Origin of the sequence: Brevundimonas intermedia (genome assembly GCF_004614235.1) — a bacterium.
GTDB lineage: Bacteria > Pseudomonadota > Alphaproteobacteria > Caulobacterales > Caulobacteraceae > Brevundimonas > Brevundimonas intermedia_A.
Map to the genome: position 1 here is coordinate 708026 of NZ_SPVH01000002.1, position 14275 is coordinate 722300.

16 protein-coding genes are annotated in these 14275 nt (G+C 67.5%); 8 read left to right on the forward strand and 8 right to left on the reverse strand.

Annotated features, from left to right (window positions below; all coding sequences use genetic code 11):
• Positions 1 to 10: 10 nt before the first annotated feature.
• Complete coding sequence (locus EGY25_RS05330; RefSeq protein ID WP_135193996.1) at positions 11 to 1849, forward strand: cation:proton antiporter; 1839 nt, start codon at positions 11 to 13, stop codon at positions 1847 to 1849.
• 192 nt (positions 1850 to 2041) lie between these two features.
• Positions 2042 to 2683, forward strand: coding sequence for a TetR/AcrR family transcriptional regulator (locus EGY25_RS05335; protein ID WP_135193997.1), 642 nt, complete (start codon positions 2042 to 2044; stop codon positions 2681 to 2683).
• A 65-nt stretch (positions 2684 to 2748) separates the two neighbouring features.
• Here EGY25_RS05335 and EGY25_RS05340 read toward each other — a convergent pair whose 3' ends face one another.
• The 3 genes from EGY25_RS05340 to EGY25_RS05350 are packed head-to-tail and all read right to left on the reverse strand — an operon-like array spanning position 2749 to position 4100.
• Positions 2749 to 3330 (reverse strand): Smr/MutS family protein, encoded by a 582-nt coding sequence (locus EGY25_RS05340; RefSeq protein WP_135193998.1) that lies wholly within the window; start codon positions 3328 to 3330, stop codon positions 2749 to 2751.
• Positions 3327 to 3566 carry a helix-turn-helix domain-containing protein gene (locus EGY25_RS05345; protein ID WP_135193999.1) on the reverse strand — a complete coding sequence of 80 codons (240 nt, stop codon included), beginning with the start codon at positions 3564 to 3566 and terminating at the stop codon, positions 3327 to 3329. The genes EGY25_RS05340 and EGY25_RS05345 overlap by 4 nt, the downstream gene beginning before the upstream one ends.
• Before the next feature lie 24 nt (positions 3567 to 3590).
• A complete protein-coding gene (locus EGY25_RS05350) occupies positions 3591 to 4100 on the reverse strand; it encodes a DUF2975 domain-containing protein (protein WP_245159350.1) in 510 nt (169 codons plus the stop codon).
• 582 nt (positions 4101 to 4682) lie between these two features.
• Here EGY25_RS05350 and rdgB point away from each other — a divergent pair.
• Complete coding sequence (rdgB, locus tag EGY25_RS05355) at positions 4683 to 5285, forward strand: RdgB/HAM1 family non-canonical purine NTP pyrophosphatase (protein ID WP_135194001.1); 603 nt, start codon at positions 4683 to 4685, stop codon at positions 5283 to 5285.
• Positions 5278 to 6438 carry a radical SAM family heme chaperone HemW gene (hemW, locus tag EGY25_RS05360; RefSeq protein WP_135194002.1) on the forward strand — a complete coding sequence of 387 codons (1161 nt, stop codon included), beginning with the start codon at positions 5278 to 5280 and terminating at the stop codon, positions 6436 to 6438. The genes rdgB and hemW overlap by 8 nt, the downstream gene beginning before the upstream one ends.
• Here the strand turns inward: hemW and EGY25_RS05365 are convergent.
• On the reverse strand, positions 6435 to 8060 hold the full coding sequence (locus tag EGY25_RS05365; protein WP_245159351.1) for a GNAT family N-acetyltransferase: 1626 nt from the start codon (positions 8058 to 8060) through the stop codon (positions 6435 to 6437). The genes hemW and EGY25_RS05365 overlap by 4 nt on opposite strands.
• 185 nt (positions 8061 to 8245) lie before the next feature.
• Between EGY25_RS05365 and EGY25_RS05370 the strand changes: the two genes are divergently transcribed.
• Complete coding sequence (locus tag EGY25_RS05370; protein ID WP_135194004.1) at positions 8246 to 8743, forward strand: hypothetical protein; 498 nt, start codon at positions 8246 to 8248, stop codon at positions 8741 to 8743.
• Positions 8744 to 8885: 142 nt separating this feature from the next.
• Here EGY25_RS05370 and EGY25_RS05375 read toward each other — a convergent pair whose 3' ends face one another.
• Positions 8886 to 9140 (reverse strand): GlsB/YeaQ/YmgE family stress response membrane protein, encoded by a 255-nt coding sequence (locus EGY25_RS05375; RefSeq protein ID WP_055754335.1) that lies wholly within the window; start codon positions 9138 to 9140, stop codon positions 8886 to 8888.
• Positions 9141 to 9319: 179 nt separating this feature from the next.
• Between EGY25_RS05375 and EGY25_RS05380 the strand changes: the two genes are divergently transcribed.
• The 3 genes from EGY25_RS05380 (at position 9320) to EGY25_RS05390 (ending at position 11182) form a co-directional block, all read left to right on the forward strand.
• The gene (locus EGY25_RS05380; RefSeq protein WP_135194125.1) at positions 9320 to 9706 is read left to right on the forward strand and encodes a helix-turn-helix domain-containing protein; all 387 of its coding nucleotides are present in this window, start codon (positions 9320 to 9322) and stop codon (positions 9704 to 9706) included.
• A gap of 47 nt (positions 9707 to 9753) precedes the next feature.
• Positions 9754 to 10539: a histidinol-phosphatase gene (gene hisN / locus EGY25_RS05385; RefSeq protein WP_135194005.1), complete on the forward strand. Its 786-nt coding sequence runs from the start codon at positions 9754 to 9756 to the stop codon at positions 10537 to 10539.
• 190 nt (positions 10540 to 10729) lie between these two features.
• Positions 10730 to 11182 carry a hypothetical protein gene (locus tag EGY25_RS05390; protein WP_245159352.1) on the forward strand — a complete coding sequence of 151 codons (453 nt, stop codon included), beginning with the start codon at positions 10730 to 10732 and terminating at the stop codon, positions 11180 to 11182.
• Positions 11183 to 11186: 4 nt separating this feature from the next.
• Here EGY25_RS05390 and EGY25_RS05395 read toward each other — a convergent pair whose 3' ends face one another.
• From EGY25_RS05395 to EGY25_RS05405, 3 genes are all read right to left on the reverse strand, one after another.
• Positions 11187 to 12221: an alpha/beta fold hydrolase gene (locus EGY25_RS05395; RefSeq protein ID WP_135194007.1), complete on the reverse strand. Its 1035-nt coding sequence runs from the start codon at positions 12219 to 12221 to the stop codon at positions 11187 to 11189.
• The gene (locus EGY25_RS05400) at positions 12218 to 13141 is read right to left on the reverse strand and encodes a class I SAM-dependent methyltransferase (RefSeq protein ID WP_135194008.1); all 924 of its coding nucleotides are present in this window, start codon (positions 13139 to 13141) and stop codon (positions 12218 to 12220) included. The genes EGY25_RS05395 and EGY25_RS05400 overlap by 4 nt, the downstream gene beginning before the upstream one ends.
• Positions 13142 to 13301: 160 nt before the next feature.
• Positions 13302 to 14108 (reverse strand): class I SAM-dependent methyltransferase, encoded by an 807-nt coding sequence (locus EGY25_RS05405; RefSeq protein ID WP_209307978.1) that lies wholly within the window; start codon positions 14106 to 14108, stop codon positions 13302 to 13304.
• Between the last annotated feature and the right edge of the window lie 167 nt (positions 14109 to 14275).

Sequence of the window (14275 nt, forward strand, 5' to 3'; positions counted from 1 at the left end):
GGGAGGGCGGATGCACGGTCAGGGCGGGGACTATAAGGATTTGGTGGTCTTTCTGGCCGCCGCCGGCGTCATCGTGCCCTTGGTCAACCGGCTCAAGGTCAGCCCCGTCCTGGGTTTCCTGGCGGCAGGCGTGCTTCTGGGGCCGGACGGGCTGGGCCGGTTCGCGCAGAGCCTGCCCTGGCTGTCGTGGCTGACCATCAGCGATCCCGGTCAGTTGGCCCAACTGTCCGAACTGGGCGTCGCCTTTCTTCTGTTCATGATCGGGCTGGAGCTGTCGTGGGAACGGCTGCGCGCCATGCGCCGGCTGGTGTTCGGCCTGGGCCTGATGCAGGTCGTGGTCTGCACCGCCGTTCTGGCCTGTGGTTTCCTGCTGATGGGCCAGACGCTGGCCAGCGCCGTGGTGCTGGGCATGGGCCTGGCCCTGTCCTCGACCGCCGTGGTCATGCCGGTCCTGGCCGAGCGCGGCCGGCTGAAGGGGACCGTCGGTCGCTCCACCTTCGCCATCCTGCTGGCCCAGGATCTGTCCGTCGCCCCCATCCTGATCACCGTCACCGTCCTGGCGGCCCTGGCCCAACAGGGCGGCGCGCTGGACACCGCCGTCCTGGGGCGCGCCCTGTTCACCCTGGTGCCGGCGGCGCTCGGCCTGGGGCTGATGGTCCTGCTGGGCCGTGTCGTGCTGCGGCCGATGTTCCGGTCGGTGGCCAAGGCCCGCAAGGTCGACCAGGGCGGCGAACTGTTCGTCGCAGCCTCTCTGCTGGTGGTGGTCGGCGCCGGCCTCGCCGCCCAGGCCAGCGGCCTGTCGATGAGCATCGGCGCCCTGCTGGCCGGGGTTCTGCTGGCCGAGACCGAGTTCAGGCGCGAGGTCGAGGTCTCCATCGAACCGTTCAAGGGCCTGTTGCTCGGCGTCTTCTTCGTCGGCGTCGGCCTGGGGCTGGACCTGGACGCCATCGCCGCCGATCCCGTCGGCGTCTTCGGCCTGGCCCTGGCGCTGACGGTCGTGAAGACGGGCGTCATCTTCAGCCTGGCGCGATTCTGGGGCCTGGGCGCGCGACCCGCGCTGGAGACGGCCCTGGTCCTGGCCCCGGCGGGCGAGTTCGCCTTCGTCGTCTTCGCCACCGGCCTGGTCGAAGGCCTGGCCCCGCCGCAACTGACCAATACCGTGGCCCTGTCGGCGACGGTCAGCATCTTCTCCATCCCCCTGCTGGCCCTGCTGGGTCAGCGGCTGGCGCGCAAGACGGCGCCGGATGGCGAGCGCCTGCCCGACCTTCCTCCGCCCGAGGCGATGGACGGGGCCGTGATCATCGTCGGCTTCGGCCGCGTCGGGCGGCTGATCGGCGAGATGCTGAAGGAGCACGACCAGGCCTTCATCGCCCTGGACACCGATCCCGGCATCGTCTCGGCCGGCCGGCGCGACGGCTTCGACGTCTTCTATGGCGACGCCGGGCGGCGCGAGATGCTCCAGCACTGCGGCGTGCAATCCACCCGCGCCCTGATCGTGACCATGGACGCCCCGACCAAGGTGGACGAGGTGGTCACGGCCGCGCGATCCATGCGCGAGGATCTGATCCTGATCGCCCGCGCCCGCGACGACCAGCACGCCATGCGACTGTATGGACTGGGCGTCACCGACGCCGTGCCGGAGACGACCGAGGCCAGCCTGCAGCTGGCCGAAAACACCCTGGTCGATCTGGGTGTGCCCATGGGTCTGGTGCTCGCCTCCATCCACGAACGGCGAGACCAGTTCCGCAAGGCCTTCCAGGCGGCGACCCCGATCGAGCGCCGCAATCGCCCCAGCCGGGCGCTGCGTCGCACGGTCCGTCCGGCCAAAACTGCCCCCAGCCAAGACTAGGGACTCATACCTACGGTCGCCAAGCGGACCCATTTTCGTCATGGTTCCATGATGCAAGCGCGGCTTCCGTATCCCTGCATCTTCGGAGCAGCAGCGCCCATCCGTCCCGCCCTCGGGCCGAGATATTCACCTGAAGTCGATGGCGGATGCTCCCCCGCATCCACGACTTAAAGTAGAGTAAAAGCCTGATTTATGACTGATACTGTCGCAACACTCGCCGTCGAACCCCGCCTGAACCGGCGCCAGGCCGCCAAGATCCGCACGCGACAAAAGGTTCTCGACGCCGCCCGTTCTCTGTTTGCAGAGCGCGGCTACGAGCCCGCCACCATCCGCGACATCGCCAAGGGCGCAGGCATGTCCACCGGCGCCGTCTTCGCCAACTTCCAGGACAAGGCCGAACTGTTCGAGGCCGTCCTGACCGAGGACATGACGCGTCTGGCCGAAGTGGTCGAGGCCGCCGCCCCCAAGGGCGAGCCCGTCCGCCAGCGTCTCGTCACCGCCCTCAGCGCCGGCTACCACTCGTCGCTGGATCAACTGCCCCTGTTCCAGGCCATCGTCGCCCGGTCGTGGTTCCAGCCGCTGGCCGCCGAGATGCGCGCCCGCGCCGCGACCAAGAACCTGCTGCTCGCCATCGGCGGCATCCTGCAGGAGGCCGTGGCCAAGGGCGAACTGTCCAAGGACGCCGACAGCCGCCTGTTGGTCGAGCTGATCTGGGACGCCTATCTGTCGAACTATCGCCGCGCCGCCTATGACGAATGGGACGCGCAGGCCCTGTCGGACCACATGGGCAAGCAGATCGACGTGATCCTGGCCGGCGCCATCACCGCCAAATAGGCCGACGACAAATCGCTTTCGAAAAAGCCGGGTCCGCCAGCGCGGGTCCGGCCTTTTTCTTTGCGTCAGGTCCGACGTTTCAGGGTGACGTAGAAGGCCCCGTTTCCGCCGTGCCGCTGGTGGGCGACGGTGAAGCCCGACACCACGCCGCGCAGCGCGGGCGATTGCATCCATTCCCCGAAGGCCGAGCGGATGACCCCGCCGCCCATCCGGCCCTGGCCGGTGATGACCAGCACCGCCCGCATCCCGCGCGCCTGGCATGAGGTCAAAAAGCCGCGAAGCTGATCCTCGGCCTCGAACCGGCCGAAGCCGTGCAGGTCGATGCGCGCCTCGATGGGGTCGCGTTCGCGCGACAGCCGCTGCTTGCGACGCGGCTCCAGATCCTCGGGCGCAGGCTTGGGGCGTGGGGGCGAAGGGCGTTTTTCGACCGGGGGCGCGGCGGCGACGCGTTTCGGCGACGACTTGGCCAGCGGACGCGCGCGCTCCACCGGTGTGACGACGATCTCGGGCGGGGTTTCGGCGCCGGGGGTGACGCGGGCGGCCTTGCGCGTCTTGGGCGTCGCCACCGATCCGGCGACGCGGGTCCAGATGCGACGGTCTTCGGGCGTCAGTCCGTTTTCGTCGCGGCTTGGACCCTTTCGCCTCATGCCTCGCCGTCATCCTCAATGACATCGCCCGGACCCGGTTCATGGGCCAAGAGGTCGCCGGGCTGGCAGTCCAGTTCGCGGCACAGGGCGTCCAGCGTCGAGAACCGCACCGCGCGCGCCTTGCCCGTCTTCAGGATCGACAGGTTCGCCACCGTCACCCCGACCCGGTCGGCGAGTTCGGTCAACGACATGCGGCGTTCCACTAGGACGCGGTCGAGCTGGACGCGGATGGCCATGCGGAAAGTCCTATTCGAAACGGCTCAGATCGTCAGTTCGGATTCGCGGCGCAGGCGCGCGCCCTCGCGGAACACCTCCGCCAGCACGAAGACGATGAGCACGGAAAAGATCGGGGTCAGCAGTTCGCCGAAACCTTGTGGGTCCATGACGCCGGGCGCCAGTCGCTTGGCGACGAAGCCTTGCGCCACCCAGACGCCGCCGGTCACGACCGCCAGCGTCAGACCGATCTGGCGCAGACGGCGCACATTGTCGGGCTGGAACGGATCGCCCATGGTCAGGGTGCGGATGATGCGGCGCAGGCTGCGCAGGATCAGCATGAAGCCGCCGAAATAGGCCGTCGCAGCGCCCAGGCCGAACAGCAGCAGGGTGCGCGTCAGCGGCAGTTGCTTGCCGCCGGAATCCCCGCTCACGGTGATGTTCACATTGTCCAGGGGAATGAAGATCGCGGCGATGACCAGCAGCAGCAGAAAGCCGGTGATCAGCCACAGCAGGATATAGGCGACGTCCAGCACCACCTTCAGCACGCTGGACACCGAACCTGGTCCCATCGCTTTGAACGGGGCCCTGAATGGGACTTTGAAAGGAATGCGCAGGGCGTTCAGCCCCTTCAGGGCGCTTGCCTCGCCTCGCTTCAGCGGATTTGGCGGCGTCGGCAGGCGCATGGTCTTTCTGATCTCAGGCCGGGGAAGGCGGGGCGATGGCCACGCGGGGTCCGGCGAACCCGCGCGCGGCTCTATACATCGCGGTCTTCATACAGGTCGTCAAAGCTCTCTTGATCGAAAAAGGCTAGATCAGAAGCCTTGGAACAGAATGACGACCAGGGCGGTCGGCAGGGCGGCGATCAGAACGGTGCTGACAAAAGCAGCGCCGACCTTGTCGAGCCACATCGAGACGTTCATCGTGTGCATGGTATTTCTCCGTCTTTCCTGTTTGGGCGATTATCGCCCTTTGCATTTTTTAATCGCATGATCGTTTCCGTTTTCGCGGAAGGCATGAACGTTGCGACCTCGTTCCTGACGATCAATAGATAGGCCGTGCGGACGGAAAAGGCACGTTACATATCGTTTAACGATATTAAACTTTGGCAATAGACTGTTTCAGGGGCGTGATCGTCGATGAATCTCAAGCTTATCAAGGGGATGCGGCTCGTCGTCGCGACTCATAACCCCGGCAAGGTCCCGGAAATCTCGGCGCTGCTGGGCGGAAATTACGAGATCGTCACCGCAGGCCAGTTGAATCTGCCCGAGCCGGACGAGACCGAGACCACTTTCGCCGGCAACGCCATGCTGAAGGCCCGCCATGCGGCCCAGCTGTCGGGCGAGGTTTCGCTGGCCGACGACTCCGGCCTGTCGGTCGCGGCCCTGGACGGGGCGCCGGGCATCTTCTCCGCGCGCTGGGCCGGACCGGGCAAGGATTTCGCCGTCGCCATGAAGAAGGTCGAGGACCGGCTGGAAGAGATCGGCGCGACCGACCGCACCGCCTGGTTCACCTCCGCCTTGGCCGTCGCCTGGCCGGACGGCCCCTGCGTGGTGGTCGAGGGCGAGGTCCACGGCCAGCTGACCTTCCCGCCGCGCGGCGACCGGGGCTTCGGCTACGACCCTCTCTTCATTCCCCACGGCGTCGACCTGACCTTCGGCGAGATGGAGCCGCAGGCCAAGGACGCCATCAGCCACCGCACCCGCGCCTTCGCCAAGTTGAAGGCCGCCCTGATTGACTGATCCGCTCGATCCAGGGACCGACATCGGCCTCTACGTCCACTGGCCGTATTGCGCGCGTATCTGCCCCTATTGCGACTTCAACGTCGTGCGCGACCGGGGGCGAGGCGAGGAACAGGCCGGGCTGGTCGAGGCGATCCTGGCCGATCTGCGCGCCCAGAGGGTTCTGACCGGCCCGCGACGACTGGCGTCGATCTTCTTCGGCGGGGGCACGCCGTCGCTGATGGCGCCCCAGGCCGTCGCCCGCATCGTGGCGGCGGCGCGCGACCTGTTCCCGCCCGCCGGTGAGATCGAGATCACGCTGGAGGCCAATCCCACCGACGCCGAGGCCGGCCGGTTCGCCGCCCTGGCCGACGCCGGGATCAATCGCCTGTCGATGGGGGTGCAAGCGCTGGACGACGCCGCCCTGCGCTTTCTCGGTCGCGACCATTCTGCGGCCGAGGCTCTGCGCGCGGTCGATCTGGCCCGTCGGGCCTTCGACCGCCTGTCTATCGACCTGATCTACGCCCGCCCGGACCAGACGCCCAAAGACTGGGCCGGAGAACTGACGGCGTCGCTGGCGCTCGGGTTCGAACACGTCTCGCCCTATCAGCTGACCATAGAGCCAACGACCGCCTTCGGCCGGGCCTTCGCACGCGGAACCCTGACGCCCCCGGACGAGGACCGCGCCGCCTCTCTTTATGAAACCACCCAGGCCGTGCTCTCGGCCGCCGGCTTCGACGCCTATGAGGTGTCCAACCATGCGCGCGGCCCAGCCGCCCGGTCATCGCACAACCTGCATGTCTGGCGCGGCGGCGATTATCTGGGTCTCGGCCCCGGTGCCCACGGCCGCCTGACGCTGGACGGCGTCAGGACCGCGACCGTCGCCCATCGCCGCATCGCCGACTATGTCGTGGGGGTATCGGCCGGCACGCCCTGGTCCGACCGCGACGCCCAGAGCCCAGCCGATGCGGCCGAGGAACGGTTCCTGCTGGCCCTTCGCACCACAGAGGGCGCGCCCGTGGGCCTGCTCTCGGCTCTGGAGCTGTCGCCGGATCGCGCGCCGGTCGCGGACCTGATCGCCGACGGCTTCCTGATGCTGCAAGACGACCGGCTGATCGCCACCGCACGCGGCCGTCCGGTGCTGGACGGGGTTCTGAAGGCGCTGCTGACCTAGCCCTTCCTCAGACCCAGCATCCCCAGCCAGCCACCGCTGGTCAGAAGCGCCACGTCCAGAAGCGCCAGCGGCAGGGGCGTGGACACGGGGGCGGCGATGAAGCGTGAACGCCAGTCCGGCCCGAACTTGCCCTTGTAACTGCGCAAGCCCTGGAAGCCGTAAAGCGCCCCGCCTTCCTCGAATACCAGGGCGCCGACACGCGCGAAGACAGGGGCGATACGGCGATCCTCCAGGCCCGCCAGCGGCGCCATCCCCAGGTCGAAACTGGCCAGGCCTTCCGCCTTGGCCCACTGGGCGCAGCGGATGAACAGATAGTCCATCACCCCGTGCGGCGCGTCAGGCCTGTGGCGCATCAGATCGACCGCCGCCTCATCCGGCGAGGTCAAAAGATTGGCGAAGGCCACGATCCGCCCGCCCTCTCGCACCACGGCCAGCGGCGTCAGGTCCAGATAGGCGGCATCGAACCGACCCATGGAGAAAGACTTTTCAGACCCCTCGTGCATGGCCAGCCAGGCGTCCGAAATCTCGCGCAGCTCGTCGGCGATGGATCCGGCCGAGCCGGGCGGCAGCACCTCGAACGACGACCCTTCGCGTTCGGCGCGATTGACGGCCGTGCGCAGGTTCTGCTTGCCCTTGCCCTCGATGGAGAATTTGTCGGCCTCGATCACCGCCGTCTCGCCGACCTTGCGCACCGCCAGCCCCATCGTCGCCAGATCACCCAGAATATCCTCGCTGACGGAATAGAAGACCGCAGCGCCGCCATAGCTGTCGGCCATCTCGGCGAACGACCACAGCAGTTCACGACGCTCGCTCTTCAGGCCTGCCGGTTCGCCCATGGTGATCCAGCGTCGCCCGCGCACGCGATAGGCCAAAAAGCTCGCCCCCGACGGGCTGAACATCAGGGCCTTGTCGCCCAGCATGGCCAGCCAGGCCTCGGGCGTGGCCGAATCCGCCGCCTTGAGCGCCGCCGTCGCGCGTTCGATGTCGGCGGCGCTGGCCGGGCCGTGATTGTGTGCGCCCGGCGAACTCAGCAAGGAGCGCCCGGCCACGACCAGCGTCAGGATCGCCAGCACCAGCCCCGCGCGCAGGAAGCCCGATGCCTGGCGATCGCTGAGGAAACGCCACCACAGTTCGTCATTATAGGCCACGTCGCGATAAGCGAAGAAGCCCAGCCACAGCATGGCCGCCACCACCGCCGTCAGCAGCAGCAGCCAGCTGGGCCGCAGCGGCTCGCTCAACCTCGACCGACGATTGAAGGCCGACCGGCAGGGCGCCAGCAGGGCCGCGACCATCACGAGATTGATCGCCTGCTGCCAATCCAGCCCCTTCAGTATGGAGAACACCGCCCCCATCCCCAGCACCAGCAGAGCCGCCCAATAGGCGCCGCGCCGACGCCGCCACAGCCCCGCTGACAACAACAGCAACAGGAAGCCGGCGATGCTGGCGACGAAGTGGGACAGGTCGATCAGAATCGGAGACACGACCCCGGTCAGCCGACGCAGCCGGTCGTCGAACTCGGGCGTCACCGCCGTCACCAGCATCAAGGCCCCGGCCACGAACGCCACGATGGCGAAGATCTGCGGCGTCAGCTCATAGGCCAGGCCCAGAAGACGGCGGATCAAACCTGAAGCGTGCTTGGGTCGGCTGGACAAGCGTGGCCTTTCGAATCGTGATTGCCCGAACATAGACCAAGAATCGTCCAACCGGGGCGCTCCCAAGGTCATTTCTGGGCAGGTGAAACAATCCGTAACGTGGGGAGTATATTGCGGTGCGGGCGTCGGGCTCGCGTAACCGGGGACGTTCTCCCATGACCATCAAGACTGTTCTTCTGGCCGGCGCTGCCGCCGCCTTCATGACCGCCGCGCCGGCTATGGCGCAAGAAACCACGCCCGCTCCGGCTGCTGCGCCTGCCGCCGCTGCGTCCTCGCAGCAATCGCTCTCGCTCAACCCCGGTTCGAGCGTCGCAGGTCCTGACGGCGAACTGGGCAAGCTGGAAGGCGTTCAGTCCAATGCCGAAGGCAAGCAAGAGCTCACCGTTCGCGGCGCAGACGGCCAGCTTCGCGCCGTGCCGCTGAGCGGCATTCGCCAGGAAGGCACCGGCGTGGTCGTCGCCTACACCAAGGCCGAGTTTGACGCCGCCGCTCCGATCGCCGGCGCACCGCCTGCTCCGGCCGCCACCCCGGCACCGGCTCCGACTTCGGACCCGATGGCCGCGCCGACCACGGAACCGACCGACCCGGCGATGACCGAGCCGGCGACCCCCGCTCCGGATGCGGCGACCCCGGCTCCGACCGAGCCGCAGTAAAACAGCCCTTCAAGGTTGAATGATGAAGGGCGGTCGGGTTTCCCGACCGCCCTTTCGTTTGCCTGCAATCGATCAACGACATCGCGCAGCAAAAAGGGCGGTTCTTTCGAACCGCCCTCTTCGTCTTCAGCCTATTGCCGGATCAAGCGCGACGCTTGACCAGTCCCAGCAGGAACAGCAGCAGGCAGGCGCCAAGGAACGCCACGATCAGGGTGACGAAGTTGAAGCCGCCGACCGGCGTGCCGAAGATGTTGTTGGAGATGAAGCCACCGAGCAGAGCGCCGATGACGCCGACGATCAGATTCGTCAGCAGGCCGTGATTACGACCCATGACCTTTTCAGCCAACCAGCCGGCGACGATGCCGATGACGAGCCAACCAATGATTCCCAAACCCATGCTGTGGTTCCTTCCTTTAAAAGCCAAGCTGCACCAGTAAATGCAGCTCGGGCCATACGGTTGCGTCGTCTCTTCACGTTCGCCGCAATATCGCCGAACTCGCCTTGGACGCGATCCGGCACGACGATTGCCCCCATCGACGTGTGTCGTCCCGCATCGGGACAGACGTTGAGACGAGGATAACGGCCATGGCCGCCGACATCGACCTGCATTTGGGCCGCCGCCTGCGTCGGCGCCGGCGTTTGATGGGCTTGACCCAGCAGCAGCTGGCCGTCCAGGTCGGCATCCGCTTTCAGCAGATCCAGAAATACGAATGCGGCGCCAACCGCATCTCGGCCGCCCGCCTGTGGCAGTTGTCCGAGGCTCTGGAAACGCCCGTCGCCTATTTCTACGACGGTCTCGCCGAAGCGATGGAGAACGACGCGGCACCGCCCAAGGGCGGCGAGGTCTTCTCGCGCAAGGAGACCCTGGACCTGATCCAGGCCTATTATCAACTGGACGAACGGCCCCGCCGTCGCCTGCTGGACCTAGCCAAGTCCCTCCACACGGATGTAGCCCCAGCCTAAGACGAGCAGGGGCGCCCAAGCCGGCGAAAGCACGGTAAGGGAGCCTCATGACCGAATATGAAGCCTTCGCCATCGAACTGGCGCACGAAGCCGCGCGCGTCACCCTGCCCTTCTTTCGCTCGGACATCGGGCATGAGGACAAGGGCGGCGCCGCCGGTTTCGATCCGGTCACCGAGGCCGACAAACAGGCCGAGGCCGCCATCCGCCGCCTGATCGCCGCCCGTTATCCCGACCATGGCGTCATCGGCGAGGAATACGGTCAGGACCGACCCGACGCCGAACACGTCTGGGTGCTGGACCCCATCGACGGCACCCGCGCCTTCATCTCGGGCCTGCCGCTGTGGACCACCCTGATCGCCCTACGCCAGGAGGCGCGCCCCACGGTCGGCGTCATCGCCCAGCCCTATCTGGACGAGATCTTCATCGGCGGCCCGTCAGGCGCGCGGCTGTTGCGCGGCGAGACCGAGACGCCGCTGGCGGTGCGGGCCTGCGAGAAACTGACCGACGCCGTCATCTCGACCACCGACCCCGACATCTTCAACGGCGCCGAACTGGGCGCCTGGACCCAGGTCCGCGCCACCGCCCGCCTGGCCCGCCTGGGCTGCGACGCCTATGCCTATGCGATGGTGGCGGCCGGCAAGATGGACCTGGTCGCCGAGACCAGCCTGAAAACTTGGGACTGGTCCGCCCTGGTCCCCGTCATTGAGGCCGCCGGCGGCAAGGTCGTCAACTGGCGCGGCGCGGCGCCGGACGACAACGGCCAGATCCTCGCCGTCGGCGACGCCCGCCTGATCGATCAGGCCCTGGTGACCCTGAGACGCGCAGCGGTCTGAGCACCTCGACTGGCGCATATTGACGCAGGTCGCGAGACGGCGTCAGGGTGCTCTCAGTTAGGGAACGATTTTGATGCCTGGGCCATCGAAACTGGTTGTCGGCGTCGACGTGCCCTGGGTCATGAGCTGGAGCGGCGAAGCGATCATAGGCGCTGCGCCATGCCGGACAGTCGGCGGACGCCTTGCCCTGATGCAGGCCAGCGATCCCGGCAGCGGTAAGCCGCAGTATTCGAAGAACCACCTCGTCCGACAGCGTCTCACGATCGCGCGCATGCTGTGCCCGATGTGCGGCGAACCGACCAAAGAGAACGATCGCTGGACCCAGATCGCTGCGCGGCGATGCGCCGGCCAGCTCAGGGCGCGCGGCGGTCAGGTTCGCGCCGACATCGCCGACGACCGGGTGATGATCGACGCCGGCTCTATCGCGCCCCTGCATCGCCGCTGCGTCGATCGCTCGATGAAATACTGCCCCCATCTGCGCGCCAGCGACGACGTGATGGTGATGCGCTTCCCGCGCGAATGGCTGGTCCTGCCACTGCTGGTGAAGTCCGAGACAGGCGATGGCGTTGCGGTGGCCTTTCTTCAGTTGTGCGGCATAACCCAGACGATCGATCGGCGCTGGCGCACCGAAACCACGGCCTGAGACGTTAGCTCGCCGTCACATCCACCGTCCTGGCCGACGGATCAACGACCGCATCCGCCGTCGGGGCGACCATGTCGGCCATGGCGTCGAACTCGTTCAGGAAGACGGCGCGCAGGTCGTCGGCCTCCATGATGACCTCGTGCTTGGCGCCCGTCACCTCGACGTAGCGGCCGCGCGGGATGCGTTTGGCGGCCCAGCGGTTCGTCTGTTTCCACACCACGTCGTCGGCGTCGGCCTGGACGATGACGACCGGCGCCTTGACCGCCTTCAGCGCCTTGGGCTTCAAGGCCCGCTCGCCGGCGTCCAGCGCAAAGGCTAGCCAGCCGTAGGTCGGGCCGCCAATGGCCAGGTGCGGGCAGGCGTACAGCTGCTGTCGCCACATCTCGTATCGGCTCTCGTCCGAGGTCAGGGCGTCCTCGGCGAAGTTGTGGTCGAACGGATCGTCCGGGTCGCCCAGGATGTAGTCGCCCGCCTGGCCGTGGCGAATGTTCCAGCGCACCACCAGCTTGACCGACCACATCGACCGTTTGCCGGTCTTGATCCGCAGCATGGGGCTGGACAGGACCGCGCCCGCGAACCGATCCTCGCCGCTTTCGAGGGTCAGCAGGTTCAGGCAGGCGCCCATCGAATGCCCCACCATGATCCAGGGCTTGGGGCACTGGTCCTCATAGGCGTTCAGCAGGCGGTTGTAGTCGTCCAGAAACTCCTCGACCGCGCGGGCGTGGCCCTTAAGACGGTCGGGCAGCAGGCGAGCCGACAGGCCCTGGCCCCGCCAGTCATGGCTCAGCACGCACCAGCCGCGCGCCAGGAAGTTGCCGATGACCTCGTAGTATTTCTCGATCGGCTCGGTGCGGCCGGGGCTCAGCACCACCGTGCCGCGCACCTTGTCCGCGCTCAGGTGCGACGGCTTCCACAGGCCGGCGCGCAGGCGCATTCCGCCCGCGCCGCGGAACCAGTCGCCCTTGCCGCCGGGGGGCGAGGCGGCGCCGGGAACCCCCATCAGGGGGGCGTTGGCGGCGAAGGCTTGGGCGCGGTTCACTCGGGCTTCCTGAACTTCAAGGTCATGCGATCGCTCTCGCCGATCGCCTCGTATTTGGATCGGTCGAAGGCGGGGTCGGCCGGCTCGCCGCGCGGCGCCGTCAGACGCGTGGGCGCAAGCGTATCGACGCCGAACGGATGGTCCTTGGTGTCGGCCTCATTGGCGTTGATCTCCGACGCCGCGACGAAGACGAAGCCCGCCTCGGCCGCCAGCTGGCGCACGAAGGCCTCCTGGACATAGCCGTTGGCGGCGACGGGATCCTGATCCTCTTCCGGCGACAACCGGTGCTGCTCGATCCCCAATATGCCGCCGGGCCGAAGGGCGGCGAAGGCGTCGGAGAAGGCCTTCTCGACGATGCCCGCCGCCATCCAGCCGTGCAGGGTGCGCATGAACAGGCACAGTTCCGCCGTCCCCGCTGCTGCGGTCACCGGGCCGGACCCCGCGCCGAACACCGTGAACTGCGGCTCGCCATACAGTTTCTTGTCGCTGGAGAACCGCGTGCGGAAGGCGGCGTTCAGAACGGCTTGGGCCGGATCGGCGGTCGGCCCTTCCGGGAACAGGGCGGCGACATAGGTTCCCGCCCCCTTGGCCAGATAGGGGGCCAGGATTTCGGTGTACCAGCCGCTTCCGGGCCAGAACTCCACCACCGTCATGCGCGGCTGAAGGCCGAAGAACCGCAGGGTCTCCATCGGATGCCGGAAGGCGTCGCGCGCCTTGTCCTGGGCCGAGCGCCAGGATCCCTGGACCGCCCATTCCAGCGATCCTTCCGCCGGGCCGGCGGGCTTGGGCGGCGCCTCGGGGGCCTTGGCGGCCTCGTCCTTGCGTCCGCAAGCCGCCACGCCGGTCAAAGCCAGCGCCGCAGCGCCGCTCAGCAGGAACCGACGCGACAATCCGCCCGCGCTCGCAAGACAATCAGCCATTCAATACTCCCGCAGACATCGGGACCCGCGTCCGACACACCTTGGCGGATTGGGCTTAATCAGGTTCGCAGGCCCGGTCAAAACGCAAGAGCCTGATCCGACTGAGTTGAAGCGCTTCGCGCTTCGACGTGGCGGTGAATCAGGCTCCAGCACGACGCACCTATTCCGGCTTGCGGAACCGCAGGGTCATGCGGTCGCTCTCGCCGATGGCGTCGAAGGCGGCCCGTTCCTCGGGCGTCAGGGTGCGGCCGGACGGATCGTTGCGCGCCGCCGACTGGCGGATCGGCGGCAGAGTCCAGACGCCGAACGGATGGTCATGATCGTCCTTGGGATTGGCGTTCAGCTCGCTGCGCGCCTCCAGCACGAAGCCGGCGTTGCGGGCCTCGTGGATCACATAGCTTTCAGGCACATAGCCGGTCGAGGCCACGTCGGCGACGTTCAGACCCTCGGCGCTGCGGTGCTGTTCGACGGCCAGGACGCCGCCCGGTTTCAACGCCTTGAAGAAGGCTTGGAGATAGGGCTGGGTCCGGTCGTTGCGCGACCAGTTGTGGAAGGCGCGCGCCACCAGGATGAAGTCCGCGCTGCCCTCGGACACGCCCATGTCTTCCAGCGGGCGGTTGACGGGCACGTAGCGACCGCCGGTCGCCGCCGCATAGGGTTCCAGGATATGCCGCCACCAGCTGGCGCCGCCCGGCTCGATCTCCACCACCGTCATGCCCGGCGTCAGGCCCCAGAAGGTCAGGGATTCGTAAGGGTGGCGATAGACGTCGCGCGCGCGGTCGGCGGCGGGGCGGGTCTCGGCGGCGACAGCGGCCTGCAGGGCCGTGTCCTCGGCGAAGGTGGGCAGGGCGCTGGACAGGGCCGAGCGCGGCGGCGTCCACGCCCCTTCGGTCTGGGGCGACTGTTGGGCGACGGCGGGGGCGGCGGACAGCAGGACGGCGGCGAGGCCAAAGACGGCAGGACGCATGATCAGGGGCTCCGGGTTCAGGTCCTCCTCCATAGGCAGGCGCGGCGCCCGAGCAAATGACGTTCGCGAGACGCCGGCCAATTTGACGCAATCAAAATCCTCGCCCCCGCGCCCTTGACGCGGTTTTGCAGGTCACCATCTCTTCTCCCGAGAGCGCCGATTTCGGG